This window comes from Aquisediminimonas profunda (assembly GCF_019443285.1).
Lineage (GTDB): Bacteria > Pseudomonadota > Alphaproteobacteria > Sphingomonadales > Sphingomonadaceae > Aquisediminimonas > Aquisediminimonas profunda.
In genome coordinates this window covers 869,897-893,111 of the sequence record NZ_CP080327.1, presented here as the reverse complement: position 1 = coordinate 893,111, position 23,215 = coordinate 869,897, and the positions used below count along the sequence as shown (strand labels likewise).

At 60.8% G+C, this 23,215-nt stretch carries 20 protein-coding genes and 1 tRNA gene; 10 read left to right on the top strand and 11 right to left on the bottom strand.

Translation table 11 applies throughout. From position 1 onward, the window contains the following. Positions 1-88: 88 nt before the first annotated feature. Both K0O24_RS04560 and K0O24_RS04555 read left to right on the top strand, forming a co-directional pair. The gene (locus K0O24_RS04560) at positions 89-2,506 is read left to right on the top strand and encodes a cytochrome C (RefSeq protein WP_219894649.1); all 2,418 of its coding nucleotides are present in this window, start codon (positions 89-91) and stop codon (positions 2,504-2,506) included. 18 nt (positions 2,507-2,524) lie between these two features. Further along, positions 2,525-5,173, top strand: coding sequence for an SPOR domain-containing protein (locus K0O24_RS04555; protein WP_219894648.1), 2,649 nt, complete (start codon positions 2,525-2,527; stop codon positions 5,171-5,173). Positions 5,174-5,264: 91 nt separating this feature from the next. Here K0O24_RS04555 and K0O24_RS04550 read toward each other — a convergent pair. Further along, a tRNA-Gly gene (locus K0O24_RS04550) sits at positions 5,265-5,338 on the bottom strand. An 84-nt stretch (positions 5,339-5,422) separates the two neighbouring features. Here K0O24_RS04550 and K0O24_RS04545 point away from each other — a divergent pair. From K0O24_RS04545 to K0O24_RS04535, 3 genes are read left to right on the top strand one after another with little or no spacing between them, the layout of a single operon-like run. Beyond that, complete coding sequence (locus K0O24_RS04545; RefSeq protein WP_219894647.1) at positions 5,423-6,541, top strand: zinc-binding dehydrogenase; 1,119 nt, start codon at positions 5,423-5,425, stop codon at positions 6,539-6,541. A 4-nt stretch (positions 6,542-6,545) separates the two neighbouring features. Beyond that, on the top strand, positions 6,546-6,971 hold the full coding sequence (locus K0O24_RS04540; protein ID WP_219894646.1) for an ABA4-like family protein: 426 nt from the start codon (positions 6,546-6,548) through the stop codon (positions 6,969-6,971). Next, on the top strand, positions 6,968-8,515 hold the full coding sequence (locus K0O24_RS04535) for an acyl-CoA carboxylase subunit beta (RefSeq protein WP_219894645.1): 1,548 nt from the start codon (positions 6,968-6,970) through the stop codon (positions 8,513-8,515). The genes K0O24_RS04540 and K0O24_RS04535 overlap by 4 nt, the downstream gene beginning before the upstream one ends. A 12-nt stretch (positions 8,516-8,527) precedes the next feature. Here K0O24_RS04535 and K0O24_RS04530 read toward each other — a convergent pair whose 3' ends face one another. Then, the gene (locus K0O24_RS04530; RefSeq protein WP_219894644.1) at positions 8,528-9,505 is read right to left on the bottom strand and encodes an NAD(P)H-dependent flavin oxidoreductase; all 978 of its coding nucleotides are present in this window, start codon (positions 9,503-9,505) and stop codon (positions 8,528-8,530) included. A gap of 150 nt (positions 9,506-9,655) precedes the next feature. Between K0O24_RS04530 and K0O24_RS04525 the strand changes: the two genes are divergently transcribed. The 3 genes from K0O24_RS04525 to K0O24_RS04515 all read left to right on the top strand — a co-directional run bounded on the left by K0O24_RS04525 (position 9,656) and on the right by K0O24_RS04515 (position 11,715). Further along, on the top strand, positions 9,656-9,844 hold the full coding sequence (locus K0O24_RS04525; protein ID WP_219894643.1) for a hypothetical protein: 189 nt from the start codon (positions 9,656-9,658) through the stop codon (positions 9,842-9,844). Between the two features lie 4 nt (positions 9,845-9,848). Then, the gene (gene mobA, locus K0O24_RS04520; RefSeq protein WP_219894642.1) at positions 9,849-10,385 is read left to right on the top strand and encodes a molybdenum cofactor guanylyltransferase; all 537 of its coding nucleotides are present in this window, start codon (positions 9,849-9,851) and stop codon (positions 10,383-10,385) included. A gap of 109 nt (positions 10,386-10,494) precedes the next feature. Beyond that, complete coding sequence (locus K0O24_RS04515) at positions 10,495-11,715, top strand: carboxylate--amine ligase (RefSeq protein ID WP_219894641.1); 1,221 nt, start codon at positions 10,495-10,497, stop codon at positions 11,713-11,715. Between the two features lie 20 nt (positions 11,716-11,735). Here the strand turns inward: K0O24_RS04515 and nusB are convergent, their stop codons facing one another. The 3 genes from nusB to hisG are packed head-to-tail and all read right to left on the bottom strand — an operon-like array spanning position 11,736 to position 14,105. Then, the gene (nusB, locus tag K0O24_RS04510) at positions 11,736-12,179 is read right to left on the bottom strand and encodes a transcription antitermination factor NusB (RefSeq protein WP_219894640.1); all 444 of its coding nucleotides are present in this window, start codon (positions 12,177-12,179) and stop codon (positions 11,736-11,738) included. Beyond that, the gene (gene hisD / locus K0O24_RS04505; RefSeq protein WP_219894639.1) at positions 12,176-13,462 is read right to left on the bottom strand and encodes a histidinol dehydrogenase; all 1,287 of its coding nucleotides are present in this window, start codon (positions 13,460-13,462) and stop codon (positions 12,176-12,178) included. The genes nusB and hisD overlap by 4 nt, the downstream gene beginning before the upstream one ends. After that, positions 13,449-14,105: an ATP phosphoribosyltransferase gene (hisG, locus tag K0O24_RS04500; RefSeq protein WP_219894638.1), complete on the bottom strand. Its 657-nt coding sequence runs from the start codon at positions 14,103-14,105 to the stop codon at positions 13,449-13,451. Before hisG ends, hisD begins: the two co-directional genes overlap by 14 nt. Between hisG and K0O24_RS04495 the strand changes: the two genes are divergently transcribed. Then, entirely contained in the window at positions 14,089-15,195 is a 1,107-nt protein-coding gene (locus K0O24_RS04495) for a DUF2332 domain-containing protein (protein WP_219894637.1), read from the top strand. The two genes, hisG and K0O24_RS04495, sit on opposite strands and share 17 nt — an antisense overlap. 435 nt (positions 15,196-15,630) lie before the next feature. Here the strand turns inward: K0O24_RS04495 and K0O24_RS04490 are convergent, their stop codons facing one another. The 5 genes from K0O24_RS04490 to K0O24_RS04470 form a co-directional block, all read right to left on the bottom strand. Further along, on the bottom strand, positions 15,631-16,854 hold the full coding sequence (locus tag K0O24_RS04490) for a murein hydrolase activator EnvC family protein (RefSeq protein ID WP_219895697.1): 1,224 nt from the start codon (positions 16,852-16,854) through the stop codon (positions 15,631-15,633). Then, a complete protein-coding gene (locus K0O24_RS04485; RefSeq protein ID WP_219894636.1) occupies positions 16,829-17,449 on the bottom strand; it encodes a hypothetical protein in 621 nt (206 codons plus the stop codon). Before K0O24_RS04485 ends, K0O24_RS04490 begins: the two co-directional genes overlap by 26 nt. 71 nt (positions 17,450-17,520) lie before the next feature. Next, positions 17,521-19,275: a vWA domain-containing protein gene (locus K0O24_RS04480; RefSeq protein WP_246611124.1), complete on the bottom strand. Its 1,755-nt coding sequence runs from the start codon at positions 19,273-19,275 to the stop codon at positions 17,521-17,523. Positions 19,276-19,348: 73 nt separating this feature from the next. Continuing rightward, the gene (locus K0O24_RS04475) at positions 19,349-20,092 is read right to left on the bottom strand and encodes a LytR/AlgR family response regulator transcription factor (RefSeq protein WP_219894635.1); all 744 of its coding nucleotides are present in this window, start codon (positions 20,090-20,092) and stop codon (positions 19,349-19,351) included. Beyond that, a complete protein-coding gene (locus tag K0O24_RS04470; RefSeq protein WP_219894634.1) occupies positions 20,082-21,200 on the bottom strand; it encodes a sensor histidine kinase in 1,119 nt (372 codons plus the stop codon). Before K0O24_RS04470 ends, K0O24_RS04475 begins: the two co-directional genes overlap by 11 nt. Positions 21,201-21,353: 153 nt before the next feature. Here K0O24_RS04470 and K0O24_RS04465 point away from each other — a divergent pair, with 153 nt between their 5' ends. Beyond that, a complete protein-coding gene (locus K0O24_RS04465; protein WP_219894633.1) occupies positions 21,354-21,890 on the top strand; it encodes a hypothetical protein in 537 nt (178 codons plus the stop codon). Here K0O24_RS04465 and K0O24_RS04460 read toward each other — a convergent pair. Further along, positions 21,887-23,176: an MFS transporter gene (locus K0O24_RS04460; protein ID WP_219895467.1), complete on the bottom strand. Its 1,290-nt coding sequence runs from the start codon at positions 23,174-23,176 to the stop codon at positions 21,887-21,889. The genes K0O24_RS04465 and K0O24_RS04460 overlap by 4 nt on opposite strands. Between the last annotated feature and the right edge of the window lie 39 nt (positions 23,177-23,215).

Below are 23,215 nucleotides of genomic sequence, written 5' to 3'. Positions count from 1 at the left end.
TGAGGCTGACGATATGGTCTTTGGGTTGCGGTGTCTGTCGAGACGCCAAGATCCGGGTCCAGGCGGGAAAAAGGGAGTCGGGGTTCGCATGATCGGGAGATGGCTTGCTGCACTCCTGACTGTGGTGTTCGCTTTGGCGATCGTCGCAGGCAACCCCCTGTCGGCAGCGCGCAAATCCTCCTTCGATCATTTTTCGACCGGGTTTCCGCTAACGGGAGCCCATGTGGCCGTTGCCTGCGAGACATGCCACAAAGCCGCAGTCTTCAAGGGTACGCCCAAGACCTGTTCAGGATGCCACAATGATGTGCGCACCAATGGCAAGCCGGCAAACCATATCGTTACGCAGGCGGAATGCGACAGCTGCCACACAACCCGCCAATGGACGATCAACAGGTTCGATCACACAGGCGCAACGCAAAGCTGCGTGACGTGCCACAACGGCATCAAAGCCACTGGCAAGACGGCAAACCACCCCCAATCGAGCAACGAATGCCAGGACTGCCACAACACCAATTCATTCGCGGGCGCGCGATTTGACCATTCAAATGTGACCGGATCCTGTTTCAGCTGTCACAACGGCACCAAGGCCACGGGCAAGTCGGCGAACCACCTTCCGTCATCCAATGTCTGCGAGGATTGCCACACCACAACAAACAGCTGGGCCGGGGCCCGGTTTTCACATGCGGGCATAACGGGCACCTGCTTCAGCTGCCACAACGGCACGAAGGCCGCGGGCAAGAGCTCCACGCACCTGGCCACCAGCAATACCTGCGAGGACTGCCACAAGACCAGTGGCTGGACCCCTGCAACCTTCAATCATAGCGGCGTCACAGGAACATGCTTCAGCTGCCACAATGGCACCAAGGCCACCGGCAAGAGTGCGACTCATCTGACGACGAGCAACACGTGCGAGGATTGCCACAAAAACACAGGCTGGATACCCGCAACGTTCAACCACAGTGGCATCACCGGCACCTGCTTCAGCTGCCACAATGGAACCAAGGCCACGGGCAAGAGCTCCACGCACCTTTCAACCAGCAATACCTGCGAGGACTGCCACAAAACCGCAGCCTGGATACCCGCCACCTTCAACCATAGTGGCATCACCGGAACATGCTTTAGCTGCCACAATGGAACCAAGGCCACGGGCAAGAGCGCGACCCACCTCGCAACGAGCAACACCTGCGAAGACTGCCATCGCACGACCGCATGGATTCCTGCCACCTTCAACCACAGCGGCATCACCGGGACGTGCTTCAGTTGTCACAACGGCACCAAGGCCACCGGCAAGAGTGCCACGCACCTCTCAACCAGCAATACCTGCGAGGACTGCCACAAGACCAGCGGCTGGATCCCCGCGACCTTTAACCACAGTGGCATCACCGGTACCTGCTTCAGCTGTCACAATGGCACCAAGGCCACGGGCAAGAGCGCGACCCACCTCGCAACGAGCAACACCTGCGAAGACTGCCATCGCACAACCGCATGGGTGCCCGCCACCTTCAACCACAGCGGTATCACGGGAACCTGCTACAGCTGCCACAATGGCACCAAAGCCACAGGCAAGAGCGCGACCCACCTCGCAACGAGCAACACTTGCGAAGACTGCCATCGCACAACCGCATGGGTGCCCGCCACCTTCAACCACAGTGGCATCACGGGAACCTGCTACACGTGCCACAATGGAACCAAGGCCACAGGCAAGAGTGCCACGCACTTGTCGACCACGAACACCTGCGAGGACTGCCACAGGCCGACAGCCTGGATCCCCGCAACGTTCAATCATGTCGATGCCAACGGAACCTGTGTGAGTTGCCACAACGGGACCAAGGTTCCCGGCAAACCCGCAAACCATATCTCAACGACTGACAGTTGCGACAGCTGCCATGTGACCACGGCCTGGACAACCGTCCGCATGGATCACACCCAAGCACTTGGAACCTGCTCCGGCTGCCACAATGGCACCAAGGCAACCGGAAAGCCGGCCACGCATATTCCAACCACTGGCGATTGCGGCGATTGCCACAAGACGATTGCCTGGCTGCCCGCGACATTTGACCATGCCAATGTGACAGGGGCTTGCAGCACATGCCACAATGGCACCAAGGCCACCGGCAAGTCCCCGACGCATTTCCAGACGACAATCGGTTGCGAAAATTGCCACAGGGTGACGGCGTGGATTCCGACAACCAACTATATCCACAGCTCTCCGGCGTATCCCGGCACGCATGCCCGCCAATTGGCCTGCCTCGACTGTCACACAACCAATTCGCAAACGGTGCCCTATAGATATGCGTCCTATGCGCCCAATTGCGCCGCGTGCCATGCTGGGGACTTCAGGGCCGGTTCGCATCCAAAATACGAGTCCCCGACGCGCGTGAACTACACCGTGTCGGAGCTGCGCGACTGCACGGGCTCATGCCACATCTACACCAACAGCTCACTCACAACGATCAAGGAACGGCGTACCGGCCACCACCGCGTCAGTGCGAGTGGTTTCGACTGATCCAGCAAGGACATCGGCATGACATTGCACAGGGGTAAATCTGCCTCCCTCCTTTTCACGGCTGCAATCGCGGGCAGCCTCTGTCCGACTGAAGACATTTATGCGCAGTCTGTGAGCGATCGCGTTCTCTCGGACGTGACTGCGCAAAGCGTGGGCACTTGCTCTACCATTTCCATTGCATTCAATGTCCGGGTGCAGGTGCTGAGTTTCTTCCCGCAAACGGAAGGTCGCGAACTGCACATTCGCGTCAAGACGCTCGATGGCACGTCGCTGTCCCGCGAGTCCCTTCGGGCGCCAACGGGTGTGCCCGCTCTCAGATCGATCCAGTATGAGGGGGATAACGCATCAGGCCCGGTGCTCTCGCTCTTTTTCAATCGCGATGTCCGGTTTGACGTGGCCGCCGGGAAAACGCCCCAGACAGTCATTGTCACCGTGTCCGAGGCCGGGGACACCTCGTCCTGCTCGGCCTCGGCAATTGGTGGCGATATCGCAGCGGCGCCGCCTCCATCGGGCACCAACCCCTCCGCCGAACAGGCAAAGCCAGCGATCCCCATCCCGAGCGGCCTTTACGTCGTAAACGTCCTGTCCCAACCCAAGGACATTGGCGATTTGCCGGCAGCCCGGGCCGAAGCCTTGGCAGGGCAGACCACCTATGAAACGCGGTTCGAGCGCGACGGCCAGACCTGGCATCGCTTGCGCGTCGGCTTCTTCGAAACGCGCGAAGCGGCTGAAGCCGCCAGTGCAAAGCTGGCGAAACTGTTTCCGGAAGCCTGGGTCGTCAAAGTGACTGCGCAGGAGCGGGCGCAGGGGGTCGCCTCGCGGATCGATGTCGGCACAGGCGCCGCCCCGTCGGCGACGTCCGTCGCGCCCGCCGCACCGCTGTCGAACGAACAGCAAATGGCCGCCGCAAAGGCAGAAGCCGACGCAGAAGCCGCGCTCAAGGCCGGCGAAAATGATCGTGCCATCCAGATCCTGACTTTGGCTCTGACGCTTCCGGAAAATGAGCACAGCCCGCGGGCACGGGAACTTCTTGGCCTCACACGCGAGCGCAAAGGGCAGAATGCCCACGCCAAGGCCGAATATGAGGAGTATCTGAGGCGTTATCCGACGGGCGAGGCTGCGGATCGCGTGCGTCAAAGGCTCGCTGCACTGCTGAGCCCTGACACGCAATCGACAACAGAACTGCGCGCGGCGAGTGGACGCAGCGGAGCAGGCGAAGCAGCAAAATCATGGCGCTGGGGCGCTCGGGGCAGCTTTTCCCAATTCTATTTCCGGGACCAGAGCTCATCGAAATTTCTTGATGCGACGCGCGTCGATCCGACGGCTGAAGTCGACAATTCGGTCAATCTCAACCAACTGCTGAGCAACGCAGACATTTCGTTGACGGGCGGCAGCGACCGCAACCAGTTGCTGTTGCGTGCGGCCGGTTCCTATACGCGAGACTTCCGTCCGGCGAGCCTGCACACAGACCCCTTCACGGGCATCCAGACCATGCGGCGCAATCACGTCAAATCGATCAGTGCGCTCTATTTCGATTTCGCGGATTCGACCCTCAACATTTCAGGGCGGATCGGTCGGCAGACCCGCAATGGTTCGGGCATTCTCGGCCGGTTCGACGGTGCCCTGCTCGGCTGGCAGGTGAAGAGGAAGTTGAGGCTGAACGTGGCCGCCGGATTCCCGGTGTCCTCATCGCGCATTACCCATATCCAGAATGATCGATTCTTCTATGGCGTGTCCGCTGATATCGGTTCGAAGAAGGACAAGTTCCAGACCACATTCTACTGGTTCGACCAGCGCAGCCATGGCCTCATCGACAGGCGATCGGTTGGCAATGAAATGCGTTATCTGAACAACCGGTTCAATGCCTATACGATCCTGGACTATGACATTCACTTCAAGAAGGTGAACCTTGGGCTGGTTACCCTCAACTATTCCCTGAAGGACCAGTCTAGCTTCAGCCTCACGGCCGACTATCGCCAGTCGCCGCTCCTGACGACAAATTCCGCGCTCAACGGCACGTTTGCACAGATACTGCCAGGCGGCACGACGATGATTCGCACGCTTGCCGACCTGCGCGCAAGCCTTTCGGATTCACAGATCTATCAGCTCGCCAGCGACAATACCCAGGTCACCAAATCGCTGACCATGTCCTATTCACGACCAATCAGCGCGAAACTCCAGGGCAATCTGGACTTCACCCTGACGAATACGGGCGGCTATCTAGGGTCCACAAGAGTGATCCCCACTGCCAATCCGCCGCTCAATCCTGCGCAGCCTGCCATCGGCAACGAGTTCTACTACGGGGCCCAGCTGGTCGGCAGTGGCATGGTCTTTTCCAACGATATCTACATTCTGAGCGCCCGCTACGCCAACAATGAACGGTCGCGGACCTATACGGCCGACATCAATGCCCGTATCCCGATAACCAGCAAGTTCCGCCTGAGCCCGCGTGCGCGTTATGGCTTTCGGAGTGACAAGCTGACGGCAAGCACGTTTCGCCAATTTCAGCCCACGTTGCGGGTTAATTATTATCCGATGCGTCAATCGGAAATCGAAATCGAAATCGGCGCCAACCTGTCGCGGCAGCACCAGATATCGCCGGGGGTCGATTCGATCAGCACTGAACGCGGCATTGTCCTGAGCGCGGGCTATCGGCTCGACTTCTGACGCAGCGCGAATGACCCGTGCTTCGGCAGAGCCTTCCAACTGCACCATCTTGCCGCGCGATTTTCCGGTAACGGCACCTGACCATGCACGCTGGAGCGGGCGAAGGGAATCGAACCCTCGTCGTAAGCTTGGGAAGCTTCTGCTCTGCCATTGAGCTACGCCCGCCTGGGGGCAAGCCAATATGTCAGTCTTGCGCGATTGTCGAGCCACGCGCATGGTGGGACTTCAAAACAGAGACCGGAGAGACACATGGGATTGGAATTGCGTTCGCTCGTCAAGGAGAGTGGGGAACTGGAACTGTCGCTGGTCGATGTGCCCATGCCGGAGCCAAAGCCGGACCAGGTCGTGGTCCGTGTCGAGGCGACGCCGATCAATCCATCCGATCTGGGACTTTTGCTCGGCGCGGCCGATGTGTCGACTGCGCGGGCTTCGGGGACGGCCACACATCCTGTCACCACCTTCAGGATTCCGGAACAGATGATGCGCGCCATGGCTCCGCGCGTCGGGCAGTCGATGCCCGTTGGCAACGAGGGCGCGGGCGTTGTGGTGAAGGCGGGGTCATCGCCGGAGGCGCAGGCCCTGCTTGGCAAGACCGTCACGATGATCGGCGGCGCCATGTATGCCGAATATCGTTGCCTGCGTGCGGCCGATTGCATGGCGCTGCCTGAAGGCGCGACCCCCGCGGATGGAGCATCCTGCTTCGTCAATCCGCTGACAGCGCTCAGCATGGTCGAAGTCATGAAGCGCGAGGGGCATACGGCTCTTGTCCATACGGCCGCTGCTTCGAACCTTGGCCAGATGCTCAACAAGATCTGCATCAAGGACGGGGTTCCCCTCGTCAACATCGTCCGCAGTCCGGAGCAGGCGAAGATCCTGCGCGATATCGGTGCCAAATATATCTGCGATTCGAGTGCGCCCGATTTCATGGACAGGCTGGTCGACGCCTTGGCAGAAACCGGCGCGACGCTGGCATTCGACGCAATCGGCGGCGGAAAGCTTGCAGGGCAGATCCTGACCGCCATGGAAATCGCAGCCAACCGGAATGCGAAGGAATATAGCCGTTATGGCTCAACTGTGCACAAGCAGGTCTATATCTATGGCCGCCTCGACACCCGGCCGACCGAACTGGGTGCAGGGCTCGGCATGGCATGGGGCGTGGGCGGATGGCTGCTGACGCCGTTCCTCATCAAGTTGGGGCCAGATGCGATGCGGCTCCGCCAACGCGTGATGGACGAACTCAAGACGACTTTTGCAAGCCACTATACGCGGGAGATTTCACTGACGGAGGCCCTGCAGCCTGCCATCATCGAAGCCTATAACCGGCGCGCGACAGGGGAGAAATTCCTCATCGTTCCAACAAAGGCATAGCATCATGCATCTTGAAGGCATTTATTCCGGGACGAGTGCACTTGCCATGATCGGCTGGCTCGTCCTTGCTCTGGCGCCGCTCCAGAGGGATTCGAGCATCGCCTTTGCCCGCATCCTCGCCCTGTTGCTTGCAGTGGCATATCTGGCGCAATTCTTCTTCACGACAGAAACCATCGACGGCGCCGGTTTCGGGTCACTGGCGGAAATCACCGCGCTCTTTACCTCGCCCGGAAATGTGATGATGGGTTGGACGCATTACCTGGCGTTCGACCTGTTCATCGGTAGCTGGGAAGTTGAAGATGCGGGCAGGGAGGGCATTCCGCATTGGCTGGTGCTGCCCTGCCTGTTCCTGACCCTGATGCTCGGGCCCACTGGCCTGTTGCTCTACTTCGTGATCAGGGTCGGCCGCCGCAGGTTCTTTCCCGCATGAGCTGGCAGAAGGAAGTCGATGAAATCGGCAAGCGCAAGAAGCTTGCCGAGGCGATGGGCGGGCCGGAGAAGCTGAAAAAGCAAAAGGCCGATGGCAAGCTCAACGCGCGGGAACGGATAGCGGGGCTGGTCGACAAGGGGAGCTTTCGCGAAATCGGCCAGCTTGGCGGTGCCGCGACCTATGATGCCAAGGGCGAGCTGAAGAGCTTCCTTCCCTCGAACATGCTTTTCGGTCGGGCCAAGATCGAAGGGCGCCCGGTTGTCGTTCAGTCTGACGATTTCACTGTCCGGGGCGGCGCCGCCGATGCGGCGATCCACGAAAAGCTTGTCCAGTCGGAAAAGCTGGCGGGCGAATATCGGATGCCGCTGGTCCGGATGATCGAAGGCACGGGTGGCGGCGGTTCCGTCAAGACGCTCGAGACAATGGGGTTCACCTATGTCCCTGAAGTGCCGGGCTGGGACCTGATGGTCGACAATCTGTCTTTGATTCCGGTCGTCGCGCTGGGGCTTGGCCCGGTGGCCGGCCTGGGCGCCGGACGGCTGGTGATGAGCCATTACAGCCTGCTTGTTAAAGGCCTGAGCCAGCTTTTCGTGGCCGGACCGCCTGTCGTCGCTGCCGTCGGTGAAAAGCGGACCAAGGAAGAACTGGGCGGATCACACATCCACGCAAAGAATGGCGCAATCGATGATGAGGCCGCCAGCGAGGCCGAAGCCTTTGCGATGGCGCGGACCTTTCTATCCTACCTGCCATCCTCGATCCATGAACTGCCCGAACGCAAGCCGACCCGGGACAAGCCGGATCGTCGGGAACAGTTCCTGATCGAAGCGGTCCCGCGGGATTTGCGTCATCTCTACAAGATCCGCCCGATCATCGAAGCCGTTGTAGATCAGGGGAGTTTCTTCGAGATCGGTCGGCAGCATGGCCCGTCCATTGTTACCGGCTTTGCGCGGATTGACGGATATCCGGTCGGGATCATGGCAAGCGACCCGATGGTCCTGGGTGGCCTGTGGACAGCAGCAACCGCCCGCAAGGTGGAACGTTTCATCGATCTGGCCGATACATTCCACCTGCCGGTCGTCCATATGGTCGACAATCCGGGGTTCATGATCGGCCGCAAGGCCGAAGAAGACGGGACCATCCGTTATGGCAGCCGCGCGATGACGGCCGTCTATCAGAGCAAGGTGCCGATCTGCGTCGTCATCTTGCGCAAGGTCTATGGCATGGGGGGCAGCGCACCTGCCAACTTGTCGCGCTTCAAATGGCGCTTCGCCTGGCCAAGCGGAGATTGGGGAAGTCTGCCCATCTCGGGCGGACTCGAAGCGGCTTACAAGTCCGACCTTGAAGCTTCGGACAATCCGAAAGCCCTGCTGAAGGATATCACTGCCCGTCTCAATCAGGTCCGCAGTCCGTTCCGCACTGCCGAAAAGTTCCGGATCGAAGACATTATCGATCCGCGCGACACGAGACCGATGCTCTGCGAATTCGTCGAGCAGGCCTACCGCGTACTGGAACCCGGCCCGAAGGCGCGCGGTTTCCGCTGCTAGGGGCAGACGCTGCTAGGCGTTGGCGAACCCGGGCAGCCGCTTGTTGATGATGGCATTGGCTTCGGCCATGATTCGGTCGATCAGTTCCTTGCAGGTCGGGATGTCGTGGATCAGCCCGGCGACCATGCCGCAACTCCAGGCGCCGGCTTCCATATCGCCTTCCAGCATGATGCGCGGATAAACGCCCGCAACTTCCTCGGCTATGTCCGCGAAGGTGATATTGGCTCCGAGCGCGCGTTCCTTTTCGAGCAGGCGTTCGACAGCCACATTGGTCAACACCCGTTCGGTATTGCGCAAAGGCCGCATAACGAGTCGCGTATCGAGTTCGGATGCAGCAACCAGAGCCTGCTTAACCTTTTCGTGGACCGGGGCCTCCTTGGTTGCGATGAAGCGCGTGCCCATGTTCATGCCTTCGGCGCCGAGTGCCAGCGCTGCAACGAGGCTGCGGCCATCCGCCATACCGCCTGAGGCGACAAACGGAATGTCGAGTTCGTCTGCTGCACGGGGCAGCAGGATGAAATTGGGTATGTCGTCTTCACCCGGATGGCCGCCGCATTCGAATCCGTCGACGGAAACGGCATCGCAGCCGATCGCCTGCGCCTTCAGCGAATGACGGACGGATGTGCATTTGTGGATGACCTTGATGCCGGCATCATGCAGCGCTGGCAGCACCTGCACGGGATTGTTGCCTGCCGTTTCAACAACCTTCACGCCGCCTTCGATGATCGCCTTGACCATCCCCGGATAGTCCGGCGCATTGACGACCGGAAGGAAGGTCAGATTCACGCCGAACGGCTTGTCGGTCATGTCCCTGCATTTGGCGATTTCGTTCGCAAGATCCGCAGGCGTCTTCTGGGTCAGGCCAGTGATGATGCCGAGCCCGCCCGCATTCGAAACGGCGGCAGCCATCTCCGCAAAACCGACATAATGCATGCCCCCCTGAATGATGGGGTGCTCAATGCCGAACATTTCCGTGATGCGGGTCTTCATGGGGCGAATCCTCTCAAATGCAAAGTTTGGCAGGACGGTGGCCGCAGTTTACGTTTACGTCAAGCTTGAGAATCGAGCGAAATCAAAGCTGGCGGTGCCCGGTCTGCTTTCCCTATGATTGCGGGCAAGACTGGCAGAGAGGACCAAGGGTTGCAGCAATTGCTCTGGAGTGGATGTGTAACGGCTCTCGCCGTCGCGGGACTTGCGACATGGGGAGACCGGCGGCGTGCAAATCGCACTGACCCCGACGACGTCGGCTTCATGCCCTGGCCGCTCATCCTCGTGCTGGCCATGATCATCGCCGCCGTTCTTGCAGCCTTTGCCCTGAAGGCGGGGTGACGGAATGCGCGCACTGGGGGCCATCATCGCCGGCGGACAGGGGCGGCGTTTCGGCGGAGACAAGGCTGCTGCACTGTTTCGGGGGAAGCCGCTGATCGAACATGTGGCGGAAGCCCTGGCACGGCAGGTTGCAGATCTTGTCGTCGTGGGGCGGACCTGGACTGGCCTGCCATTTCTGGCTGACCGGCCCCAGGGCGCGCTTGGCCCACTCGCCGGCCTCAACGCTGCACTCCATCATGCGAGCGCATATGGTTATGATGGCGTCATCAGCGCAGGATGCGACACGCTGCCCATTCTTCCGGACATGGCGTCACTCTTGGCCGGAGGCGGACCGGCCTATCTTGACGATCACTTTCTCCTTGGCTGGTGGCCCAGCGCCCTGGCTCCGGATCTGGAGCGTCATCTCGCCGAACAGAACGACCGGTCGATCCGTGGCTGGATCAAGCGATGCCGCGCCCGACCGGTTCCGCCATCTGCGCCGCTGCACAATCTCAACACGCGCGCTGATCTGGACGCCTATGAACGCATTACCGCTTCTTAAGGTCAGGCGCGTAAATCCGTAGTCCAGTCTTGGATGAGGTGTGCGTGATTCATGTCCCGGATTTGACCCGCGCCGAAGCGGCCGACGGGGTATGGCTGTTGCGGCCCGCATGAAGCTGCCCCCGGCCATTGTCCTGGGCGTCGATACGCCCGTCGGCCTGACCGTCATTCGCGAACTGGGTCGCCGCGGCGTGCCCGTGCACGGCATTGGCCGCAACGGCGACGCACTGGGCCGCACGTCGCGCTATCTGTCCGGCTTTTCGTTGCGTCCAGAAGGCCCGGCTCTTGCCCAGTGGCTACCTGAGCGAGTCTTCCACACCGGCGCCCGCGCGCTTTTCGCCATCGCCGAAGACGATCTCGTGGCCCTTGCAGCACTGCCCGAAGAGATTGAAGGCTGCCGGATTCTCACACCTCGCAAGCCGCAACTTGATCTCGTTCTCGACAAGTGCAGGACTCTGGCCCTTGCCGCGGGGCTGGGCATCGACGTTCCCGAAAGCTGGCAGCCGCTGGCCGGGGAAGACTTCGCCCAATATGCCGAAACGCTGACCTATCCCGTGGTCGCCAAATGGGCCGATCCACCCGCAATGGCACGCATATTGGCGGATCACGGCCTTCCGCTGGTCAAGGCAGAACATGCGGCATCCCCCCATGCCCTTCTGGCTTTGCTGGACCGCTATGCCGCGTTACGCGAATGGCCAATTGTTCAACCCTTTTGCTCCGGTTTCGGATTCGCGCAGATGCTGCACATGGCTGGCGGCCAGCCTAGCCTGATGTTCCAGCACAGACGCATCCATGAGTGGCCTGCCCAAGGCGGGTTTTCGACATTGTGCGAGTCCGTGCCGCTGCGCCGTCACACGCACCAGATGGAGCATTCCGCAGCCTTGCTTGCAGCGATTGGCTGGGAGGGGCCGGCAATGGTCGAGTATCGGCATGATCCAAAGACCGGCAAATACTGGCTGATGGAAGTGAATGGCCGGTTCTGGGGGAGCCTCCCGCTCGCCCTGCACTGCGGCGCAGAATTCGCCTGGGAGCAGTATCGGCACAGGATATTGGGTGAATCCGGCCCGGCAAAGCCCCGCCTGACGGATCGCCGTGCACGCTTCCTGGTGCCCGAAACACGGCGCCTGTTCACGGTCCTCTTCAAGCCGAAGTCGATCCCCAATTACAAGCCGTCACGCCTTGCCGAATTGGCGTCCTATCTCTCGGGCTTCGTCGATCCGCGGCTGCGTCACTTCATCTACACCGCAGACGATCCCAGGCCGTTCTTTCAGGATCTTGGCGGGATCATTCACCGCACGCTTCGGCGAGAAAAGCGCCCCGAAGACCTTTAGTTCCGACAGCAGCCAGCCGGTCAGGCCCGAACAGCTTTCGCAACGGCATCAAGGACACCGTTCACGAACTTCTTCTCCTTGCGGTCGAAAAAGGCGTGAGCGACGTCAAGATATTCGCTGATCACGCTGCCCGTCGGAATATCGGGACGCGCCAGCAATTCATAAGATCCCGCGCGGAGGATCTGGCGGAGCGCGCGGTCAAGCCGATCAATTGTCCAGCCCTCGCCAAGGTTTGCGGCAATCGCTGCGTCGATTTCCTGAAGCCGGGCATCGACGCCCTTCACCACGTCATCAAAGAAATCGACTTCTGCATCCGCATATGTCGCATCCTCAATCGTCGCGCCAAGCCGGTGCAAGTGAAATTCATGAAGCAGCTGGGCCAGTGGCGTATTTTCCATTTCACGCTGATAAAGCGCCTGCACGGCGGCGAGCCGGGCTGCGGAGCGTGCACGGGCGCGGCTCATGCCAGTCGCTCCGACACTGAATCTGCATGGGCGGGCAACCCTTCTGCCTTGGCAAGTGCGACAGCGGCAGGACCGATCACGCGGATCGCCGCGTCGTCACAGGCAAGAAAACTGGTCCGTTTCATGAAGTCGAGCACGGATAATCCTGATGAAAAGCGAGCACGGCGCCCGGTCGGAAGAACATGGTTGGGACCGCCGACATAGTCGCCGATCGCTTCGGGCGTATGGCGACCGAGAAAAATCGACCCCGCATGGCGTACCCGGGCAAACAGGGGCTCCGGATCCGCGACGGCCAGTTCAAGATGTTCGGGCGCGAGCCTGTCGACCAAGGGCGGCGAATCGTCAAGGTCGCGAACAATGATGATCGCGCCATGAGTCTCCCAGCTCTCGCGGGCTACGTCTCGGGTTGCAAGGGTTCCCAGCTTGCGCTCGACCGCGGCAGACACGCGATCCGCGAAACCGGAATCATCGGTTATGAGGATCGACTGACTGGTGGGATCATGTTCGGCCTGACTCAAAAGGTCGGCGGCAATCCAGTCCGGATCATTCCCCGCATCGGCAACGACCAGGATTTCGGACGGACCGGCAACCATGTCGATCCCCACCACGCCATAAAGCTGCCGCTTCGCTTCGGCGACCCAGGCATTACCAGGGCCCGTCACCACATCGACCGGCGCAATACTTTTGGTGCCATAGGCCAATGCGGCAACGGCCTGCGCTCCGCCGATCCGCCACACTTCATCCACCCCCGAAAGGGCTGCGGCCGCAAGAACCAGCGGATTGATATCACCATCGGGAGAGGGCGTGACCATCACAAGCCGCTCCACGCCGGCAACCTTGGCCGGAATGGCATTCATCAGGACGGACGACGGATAGGCGGCCCGACCGCCGGGGACATAAATCCCCGCCGCATCGACCGCCCGCCAGCGAGCGCCCATGCGGACGCCGGCAGCATCGGTTGTATCGCTGTCTTGAGGCCGCTGCGCCTCATGATAGCTGCGGATGCGCGAGGCTGCGAGGTCCAGTGCCTGCCTCAGTTCCGGGGCAAGGTCCTCAAGCGCAGCGCGGCATGTATCGAGCGGAATCTGCCAGCCGACTGCATCAAGATCGAACCCGTCGAAACGCGCCGTCAATGCCTTGACCGCTGCATCGCCATTCTCGCGCACATCGGCCAGAATCGATGCGACATCTGCCGAGACATTGTGGTCAGCCTCGCGCCGGCCATTCACAAGAGCGGAAAATCGGGCCTCGAAATCGGCAGACCCTGCATCAAGCCTGATCATCGACGGCCCTCCGGAAGGCATCGACAATCCGGCCGACCTCGGCATTGGTCTTGAACGCGGCCCGGTTGACGATCAGCCTCGCGGAGACGTGCGCAAGGACTTCGACTTCCACCAGTCCATTGTCCTTGAGGGTTCGGCCCGAAGACACAAGATCGACAATGCGGCTGGACAGACCAAGCGTGGGCGCCAGTTCCATGGCACCATTGAGCTTGACACATTCGGCCTGGACACCGCGCGCCTCGAAATGGCGCCGTGTGAGGTTCGGATATTTGGTGGCAACGCGGACATGGCTCCAGCGCCTGGGATCGTCGGAGGCAGCAAGCGCCGCAGGCTCCGCAACCGAAATCCGGCAATGGCCAATATCGAGATCGACCGGGGCATAGAGTTCCGAATAGGCAAATTCTTCAATGACATCTGATCCGACGATGCCGAGTTGCGCTGCTCCGTGGGCAACAAAGGTCGCAACGTCGAAGGCGCGCACCCGGATCAGGCTGATATCGGGGCGATTGGTCTCGAACCGAAGCGCGCGGCTGCTTTCATCGCCAAAGGCCGCTTCGGGCTCAATTCCCGCACGCGCAAGCAGGGGCAGCGCCTCTTCGAGGATGCGCCCTTTGGGGACAGCGAGGATGATGGGCGTGGCCATGGTGGCGCGGCCTTTACTTGTGCACCGCAATAAGGGCAAGCTTGGGCAAATGACGGCCCCTGACGAAAACGCGATTCGTGAAGCGTTCCGGACGCAGGCAGCCTTCTGTCTTGCTTCGGGATCGCCCCTGACCGGAGAGGTCTGTGCAGCGCTTGCGGAGCGCATGGACCACAAGACGCGGACAGGTGCGGCTATCCTCGACTGGCAAGGCAATCCCATGGCAGATGCGCTGATGATGCGCATAACCGGCGGGCTCAATGCACTGGCGCGATCGGGTGCCGATCCGGTGCTGTCAGCCCTGTACCACGCACGCAGCGGTGATTTCCGGGGACAAGTTTCTCGCGTGCTTGCCGAATGGGACGATTGGCTTCTGCCCTGGCTTGATGGCCCGCCGCAGACCAACGAAGTCGCCCGCGCGGGAGCGCTTTGGCCCGGCATCATGGCAGTTGCCGCGAGGTTCGGGCCAAATGTGGAGCTTCTTGAACTCGGTGCCAGCGCTGGCCTCAACCTCAATCTTGACCGCTTTGGCTATGTCTTGGGCGGAGCGGCTGCTGGCGATCCCGATTCCGGTGTGCAGCTCAAGCCGGACTGGCATGGCAAGCCACCCGTCTTCGCGCCCGTCGCAGTAGCCTCCCGCGCTGGTGTCGACCAGAACCCGCTCGACGTTTCGAAGCCGGAGGTAGTCGAGCGTCTGATGGCCTTTGTGTGGCCGGACCAGGATGCGCGCGTCGCACGGATCAGTGCAGCCATCGCGCTGGCACAGGCCAATCCGCCCCCGATAACCAGGGCCGACGCGGCGGATTGGCTCGAGGACAGGCTGGCTCGGCCGCAACCGCAGGGCGTCACGCGGATTGTCTATCACAGTATCGTACTCCAGTACGTTGCTCCTGAAAGCCGGGCGCGGATCGGATCGGCCATGGAGCGTGCTGGCGCCGCAGCCACAGAAGAGCGACCGCTCGCCTGGTTGAGCTATGAATTTGCGTCTGTCACGCCGACCGCGGAATTGCGACTCACGCTGTGGCCAGATGGCGCGACTCGCCTTCTTGGGCACGTCCATCCGCATGGCGCCGTTGTCGATTGGGCCGGTTGAACCCTCCCAGCAACGACACCGCTGATTTCACCCCCGTTATCCTCGTTATCCACAGCTTAGGAGGACGCGATTTTGCTGGAACGACTCAGCGCTTCATGAGACCTTCCAACTGTCGCTGAGGCAAGGATCCAAGGGCAACCGAAGAGATTTCCAAAGCGGCAAGCCGGTGAAACGGGCTGCATGAAGCCGCAAGGTGGAAAGCGGAAACGACACAGGCAGGGTCGGCAAAGGCAGGCCGCACAGCAGAGGGGCAACCTGAAGCGAATGCGACAAGCCGGAGCAAGCCCGCAGCAGGATCGATCCCTTGTGGAAAGGCCTGTTGATGTCAGAATCGGCAAAGACGGCCGCAAGACCGGACGAGCAAGGTTCGACATAGTGGCGGCTGGTGGCAACACCAGCCGCCATTTCTGTATCTGCGGATATTGATCGCTTCGGCTATCCCATCAGGTGCGCTATATCGATCGGCCGGGCCCCGCGGCGCAATTCCACTATGATCTTGGGATCAATCGTTGCCGCACGGCCAATCGGGCTTCCCTGGACAACTGGATCGCCCACAGCGACGTCCAGCGTAGCCATGCCTGTCAGGAGCGTTGTCCAACCCTGGCCATGGTCGATGATGACGATCTTGCCGAAGCCGCGATACGGTCCGGCAAAGACAATACGGCCATCATTTGGCGCAATGACCTGCGCCGATGGACGCGTGGCGATCGTCAAACCCCGGGCCCGGACTCCGGTCCCGGAAACTTCACCAAGCCCTGCAATAATGCGCCCCACAACGGGAAGGCGATAGGCGAGGCGGTCTTGCTGCGGGACACGGGTTTCAACAGGAGCGGCCCGGGCAGTGCCCGGCAGAGCAGGTCGCAACAAGGGCCCCGGCAACGACTCAAGCTGCTGGCGCTGTTGCGCATCGACGCCAAGCTGGTTCATAAGATCGGCAATATCGCGCGCCTTTTCGCCCATCGCCATCGCCCGATCCTGTTCGAACATGGCACTTGCCGCAAAGCGATCAGCATCGCGGCGATGTGCAGCCGCCAATTGGATCAGGCGTGTGCGCTGGGCCTCAAGCTTCTGCCGGCTTGCAGCAAGCGCGGCGACCGCGCGGTCTGCATCGGCACGCAAGCGTCGACCCGTTTCGACTTCGCGTCGCAGCCCGGCCGTGCGCTGTTCAAGCAAGGGCAGGACCGCCGCCAGCACCACACGAGCATGAACAAGGTCGCGTGTCGATCCAGGCTGCACGAAGGCTAGCGCTGGGGGGCGTCGCGCCATCGTCTGAAGCGCAGCCAGAAGCCGGACCGCCGGTTCCTGGCGGGCCGCAAGCCGCGCGCGCCGGTCGGCACGCAATTTTTCAATGAGACGGATACGCGCCTCGCCGACCGCGATATCCGCTTCGGTTGCCTGGATTCGCGAAGCTAGCGCAGCCGAGTCCGTGAGAGCCTGGTCGCCTCGGTCGCGCGCAGCAGCAGCCTTTGCCTCGAGCTGGTTTGCACGGGCATCTGCTGCTGCGGATTGCGCCTTGGCGCGCGACATTGCCCTCCGTTCATCATCGAGGGATTGCGCTGCCGCGACGGAGCCGACCAACAGGAGGGCCGCAAGCGCAACCCGACCGCCGCCCAGCCAGCTCGGCCGGCGCCAATCAGTTTTCGCTGTCGAGCTTTCCAAATCTGGTTTCAAACGCAGCGATCTCTCCCCTGGCCAGAAGGCCTGCCTGTTCGATCCAGCTATCACGTTCGATCCGGCCTTTGAAAGCGCCAAGATGCGCATCGACCTTCGCGGCATCTTCGGTTGTCCATGCGCCAATCTGGTCGAACCGGGTGATCCCGAGCCCGATGAGCAGCGTATTGAGCTTGGGGCCAACCCCCTTGAGCAGGAGAAGGTTGTCCGGCTCGCCGACCGCAGCGGGAACTCCGATTTCGGTCATTGATGGCGCAGCCTTTGGCACAGTTACCGCTGGGGCTGCCTTTGGCTTGGCGACCTTCTTCGCTGCAGGCTTCTTCGCCGGTGCTTGCTTGGCAACGGGCGTAACGGCCTTTGCTTTTGCCTTCGGCTCCGGCTTCGGCTTTGACGCTGGCATCGGCTCTGCGGGCTCCGCGGCCGGTTCCGGAACTGCTGCGTGCGTAGCAATCGGTGCCGCAGGGATCTCGGCCTTCCTGTCTTCGGGCAAAGCTGGACCTGTCCCGCGATTGCGCAAGAGCACCCAAAGCAATGTTATGGCGACGATCCCGACCAGAACCGCAATGATCAAGCTGTTGTCCAACGCTGTTGCTCCCGACGCAATTTCAAATGTGCCGGGACACTAGCGCGCAGGGGCGCCAAGTCCAGCGGAGATCAATCTGACGGAGCGGCTGCACCCTTGTCGGCCAGACTGGTGAGCTTCAGGAATTCCTCGCGCAAATAGCCTTGCTGTGTCCCGGCCAATCGCCTGATATCGGCATAGGAGAACGTGCCGAGATACTTATCACCGCGCAATTTCTGCCCAAATGCCGCAACCGCACTGGCGAATGCCATGTCGCCCTGCGGCTGGCCCGCTGCACGCGCCAGGCTCGCAGCGACCGGACGTTCGATCAGCATCGAGCGATCTCCGTCCGGCAGCTTGTACCGAAGCTTGAGCCAGGCAAGGTCGCTTCCGGCGATCGGGCCGGCAGGGGGTGTCCGATTGGCATCGAAATGCCGCCCGGGAAGCCAGCCCTTCGCATTTGCGGGTACAACTTCATAAAGTGCCGTCACCTGATGGCCGGACCCGATGTCGCCGGCATCGACGGCGTCATTGTTGAAATCCTCTTCGGCTAGCGCGCGGTTTTCATAGCCGATCAGGCGATATTCCTTGACCACAGTCGGATTGAACTCGATCTGGATCTTCACATCCTTGGCGATGGTGAAGAGCGTGGCCGCCATTTCTTCGTCCAGCACTTTCTGGGCTTCGATCGCACTGTCGATATAGGCATAATTGCCATTCCCGACATCGGCGACATGCTCCATCATCGCTTCATTGTAATTGCCCTGACCAAAGCCGAGCGTGGTGAGCGTAATTCCGCTCTCGCGATTCTTCTTCACGATCGCTTCGATGCCTTCGTCGGACGAAATACCGACGTTGAAATCGCCATCGGTGGCCATGATCACGCGGTTGACACCGCCCTTGATGAAATGGGCACGGGCCGTCGCGTAAGCGAGTTCCATACCTTGGCCGCCGGCGGTTGAGCCACCCGCTTCAAGGCAATCGAGCGCGGCCTTCACATAGGTCGGATTGCTGGTCGGCTCGAGGACAATCCCGGCCGCTCCTGCATAAACAACGATGGAAACCTTGTCCCGGGGTGAAAGCCTGTCCGCCAGCAACGAAAGTGCGGACTTCACCAGCGGCAGCTTGTCCTGATCGTACATCGATCCTGAGACATCGACGAGGAAGACGAGGTTCGCCGGTGGACGCTGTTCCCGTTTCAGATCGAAGCCCTTGATGCCGATACGGAGCAGCCGTGTCTCGGCGTTCCAGGGTGTGATCGCCATGTCGGTCGAGACGCTGAACGGGCGATTGCGATCTTCCGGCGCCGGATAATCGTAGCGGAAGTAATTGAGCATCTCTTCAGTCCGGACCGCTGCCGCAGGCGGGGTCTGACCTTGCATGAGGAAGCGCCGGACATTGGCATAGGAACCGGTATCGACATCGACAGAGAAGGTCGACATCGGTTGCTGTGCAACGGCGAAAATGCCCGCAACATCCTTTCCTGCATAGCGCTCGCGGCCTTCCCGCGGCGCCGAGGTGACGGTTGCGATTGCTGTGGGAAGGTTCTGCACCGTCGGGTTGGCGCGCTGCGCGCTGACCGCAATGTCCTGTGCGCTCATGGGACTGATCATCGGCGGAGGCGGTGGGGCGGGCAGGCTCGAAAAGACGGGCGCCTTGCGAACCGTCCGACCAATGGCCAATGCATAACCATCCTGTTCACCCCGATTGCATCGCACGGGTCCATCAGGCGAAGCGGCCCGCGCGCCTGGAGGCGTCCGAGACGCCAGTGGCGTTGCGGGTCCGATGACAAGTGCGATGAGCGGGATCAGGCAGGCAGGACGCGAACGGCTGATACGGACAAGCATGAGCACTCTCCCCTATAGTTGCTCATGTGATGTTATATCTTACCTGAATAGCAGGTGAATGTGATTAACCTGTCTAGCGGCCGGCCATGGCCTTCACATGGGCGAGATAGGTCCTGCCAATCCGGACCTGATCGCCATCCACAAGCTCCGCGTGCCAGGCACCGGCCTTGTCATGCCCAAGCCGGGCAATCCGGTCCTTGCGGACAATCACCGACCTGTGAAGCCGGATGAATCGCGTCGGATCGAGCCGGGCCTCAAGGGCGCCGATCGTCTGGTGGAGAAGGTAGCTCCGCTGTCCAAGATGGAGGCGCATATAATCGCGCTCGGCATCGATGCGCTCAATATCATTCGCAGCGATGCGGACCAGTTCGGAGCGGTGCGGCACCCAGAATTCATCAACGGGCTCTGGCGCTGTGGCTTCTGCGGAAGGAATGCGCCGGCGTTCGGCGACGCGATCGACAGCACGCCGTAACCGATCTGCCGATACCGGCTTCAGGAGATAATCGACAGCGGCCAGGTCAAAGGCTTCAATCGCAAAGCTGTCAAAAGCAGTCACAAAGATGATTGCCGGGGAAGAGCTGCCAGATTGACGGCCAAGCGTCTTTGCAACAGCCATGCCGTCAAGTTCGGGCATGGCAATATCAAGAAGCACAAGATCGGGACCAAGGCTCTCGATCATGCGCAGGGCCGCAGCCCCATCCGCCGCAGTGCCAACCAGGGTTATCCCCTCTTGCTCGGCGCACAGGATTTGCATGCGCTCGATTGCCAGCGGCTCATCATCGACAATCAGGGTGCGGAGAGGAGCATTATCCGGCATGGCGCACCAGAGGCAGGGTCAGGCACACACGATAACCGCCATCGGCATTCGGCCCATGCACGATGCTGGCCCGATCACCAAAGCGCGCGGCCAGTCGGTCGCGGACGTTGGCCAACCCTATACCGCGCGGGCCATCATCGGGCTGCATGCCTTTTGTGGGGCCGGGACCATCGTCGGAAACAGTCAGGATCAATTGCCCGTCCGCTTGCGCTGCACTGATTTCAATCAGCACCGGTCGATTGGTTTGTGACACGCCGTGTTTGATCGCGTTTTCCACCAGGGGCTGGAGGATGAGCCCGGGAACCGCGGCACTGGCAAGATCTGGCGGCAAGTCGATCTTCACCTGCAGCCGTTCCGGAAAGCGGACGGCTTCGATATCGAGGTAAAGCTTCTGCAGTTCGATCTCTTCGGCGAGCTCGACGTCTTCGCTCGGTTCGCCTGAAAGGCTGGTGCGATAGAAGGTCGACAGATTCATGATCATGGTTTCCGCCTCGTCACGGCGCCCGCGCATCACAAGGGCAGAGAGCGAATTCAGTGTATTGAAGAGGAAGTGCGGGTTGACCTGATATCTGAGCGCCCGCAGTTCTGCTGACTGCGCTGCCCGGGCAAAGCGCGCCGTGCGGCGCTCCGCTTCGCGCACATCCTGCGAAAACCCGAGCGCAAGATAGAGCGAGGCCCAGGCGATCAGGAAGAAATACCGCGAAATCGCGACTTCCGCGATTTCCATGATCACCGGATGATCCTTGTCCGGAAAGGCGCGCTCGATATCCATGAGGCCCGCCGGATCATAGACGTTGAAGAAATAGTAATTCACTGCCGAGATCGCGACAGCACAGGGGACTGACATCAGGCTGACTGCAACGACGCGGGTCCAGAATGGCTTGCGGTCCAGGAGTCGCAGGATCAGCCACAGACCGATTGTGATGAAAATCCCGACACCTGTCACGAAACCACGCCGCAGAGCCATTTCGCCCTGAGCTGGAAAGTCCATGATCATCGCCCGCAAGGTTACGATGATGACGTAAAACAGCCAGAATCCGAGGATCGAGAACAGCACTGCCCGACTGTCGAGCGGGCGGCTTTCCGGTAGTTCGCGACTTTCGTTCATCACCTTTACCATAGCGCGATCGCCGAATTGTGCACCCCCTTGCGCACCCCCTTTGTCGAAATCTGGCTCTGGCTTGTCGATTGATCGGCCTGATTAACGGCTTGATAACCAACTTCGGCGATCATGCGCGCACAGGGAATTGGAGTTTTGCGCATGGCAACCAGCATGAAACCCGCCGACGGCAGCCTCACGCTTGCCGAGATCAAGGAGTTCGCGAGCTTTGACGCGGCGGCACAACGCTATATCCGCCGCTCGCTCGACGTCGCCTATTGTCGCAGCGATGCGCTTGCTCTCTGGTCGCGAGATGTTGTCGAGGCCGCCAGTATCCGGGCCCAGACCAAGACCTATGAATTTCTTCCCGGACTGCGTCAGGCCATCCCGGAGGATAGCGGACTGAGCCAGATTGAGGGCTTTCTGGGCCTGTTGATCCGCATATCGGCGTTCGATCTTGGCCAGGACCGGATTTCCACCTTTGGTGCCTATCGCTTTCTTTACGAGCGGTTGATCGGTGCAGCGGCAAGACCGTGGTTCCCGGCAGCCTTTTGCGCAGCGGCATCTCTGCCCCACCTCCACCCCCAGAGGCGTCGCGCGCTGTTGCAATCGATCAGCGAAGCTGCGGCGACCGCGCCCGGCTGGTCCACGCGGGAACCTGTGTTCTTCCCCGAATGGGTGGAAAAGGTTGAAGCCTAGTCGCAGGCCAGATGCAGCTTCTGGGCGATCCAGGCTGCGATCAGGCTGCCTATGGCGACGGTCAGGACCATGTCTGCAATGGTCACATGCATGGCATTCAGCACCATCAGCAAGAGTGAAGAGATCACCATTGCCCCCGAATTGACAATGTTATTGGCGGCAACCGTGCGCGCGGTCTCGGCTTGCGGCACAGTGGTCGTCAAGAAGGCGTAGAGCGGCACCACGAACATGCCGCCCGCAATGGCAATGCCAAGGAGCGCGACCAGAACCAGGTCCGCCTGTTTCCAGGAAATGAATTCCGCAATGCCCATCAGATGATCGGGTGTTTCGGGCCAGGTTCTTACGGCCCACCACAAAATGGCGACAAACCCGCCCATCGCGATCGCTGATGCCGGTGAATAGCGCGCCGACACGCGCCCCTTCAGCAAGCGGTTGACTGCAACCGAGCCAATGGCAATGCCAATCGAGAAAATCGCCATGAACATCGTTGCCACGGTCTGGTCCGCGCCAAGCGCATTCTTGACAAGCGGGGGAAACAGCGCGGCCAGCACTGCGCCGATCGACCAGAAGAAGCTGATGGCGACAATGGCGAGATAGAGCCTGGGGATATGCATCGTCGCACTGACAAGGCGGTGCGACGCGCGGATGATGTGCCAGTCGAACGTGAAAGGCGGGGCATCGTCCTGTGGCGGCGCCGGGGGCACCTTCTGCCCCGCAATTCTACCGGCAATTGCTGTCAAAAGGACGCCGGCAGCGGCCCATTGATAGGGAATGATCCCCCCGATGATCGTGCCGAGCAGGATCGCGATATAGGTTCCTGCTTCTACTAGTCCCGTGCCTCCAAGGACATCGTCGTCACCGAGGTGCTGGGGCAGGATTGCGTATTTGATGGGGCCGAAAAAGGTCGAGTGCACCCCCATGGCAAACAGCGCCATCAGCATGAGCACGATGGACAGGCCCTGATGCAGGGTATGGAGCATCAGTCCGGCGGCACCGAACACCATGATGCCAATTTCCGCCGACTTGATGATGCGGATCAGGGGCGCCTTGTCACGTCCATCGGCAAGTTGGCCGGACAGGGCTGAAAAAAGAAAAAAGGGCAGGATGAAGAGTCCGCTGGCCAAGGCCGCGAAATCGGCCTCCTTGGTCGGGTCGCTGTAAATCTGGTAGATAACCAGGACGACCATGGCCGTCTTGAACAGATTGTCGTTGAAGGCACCCAGGAACTGCGTGACGAACAGGGGCAGGAATCGCCTTTGCCCCAGTAACCGCATCGGATTTCGCATGAAGGAGCAGGCTTCCCGGCTGTTGTGCTTGAGCGCAGC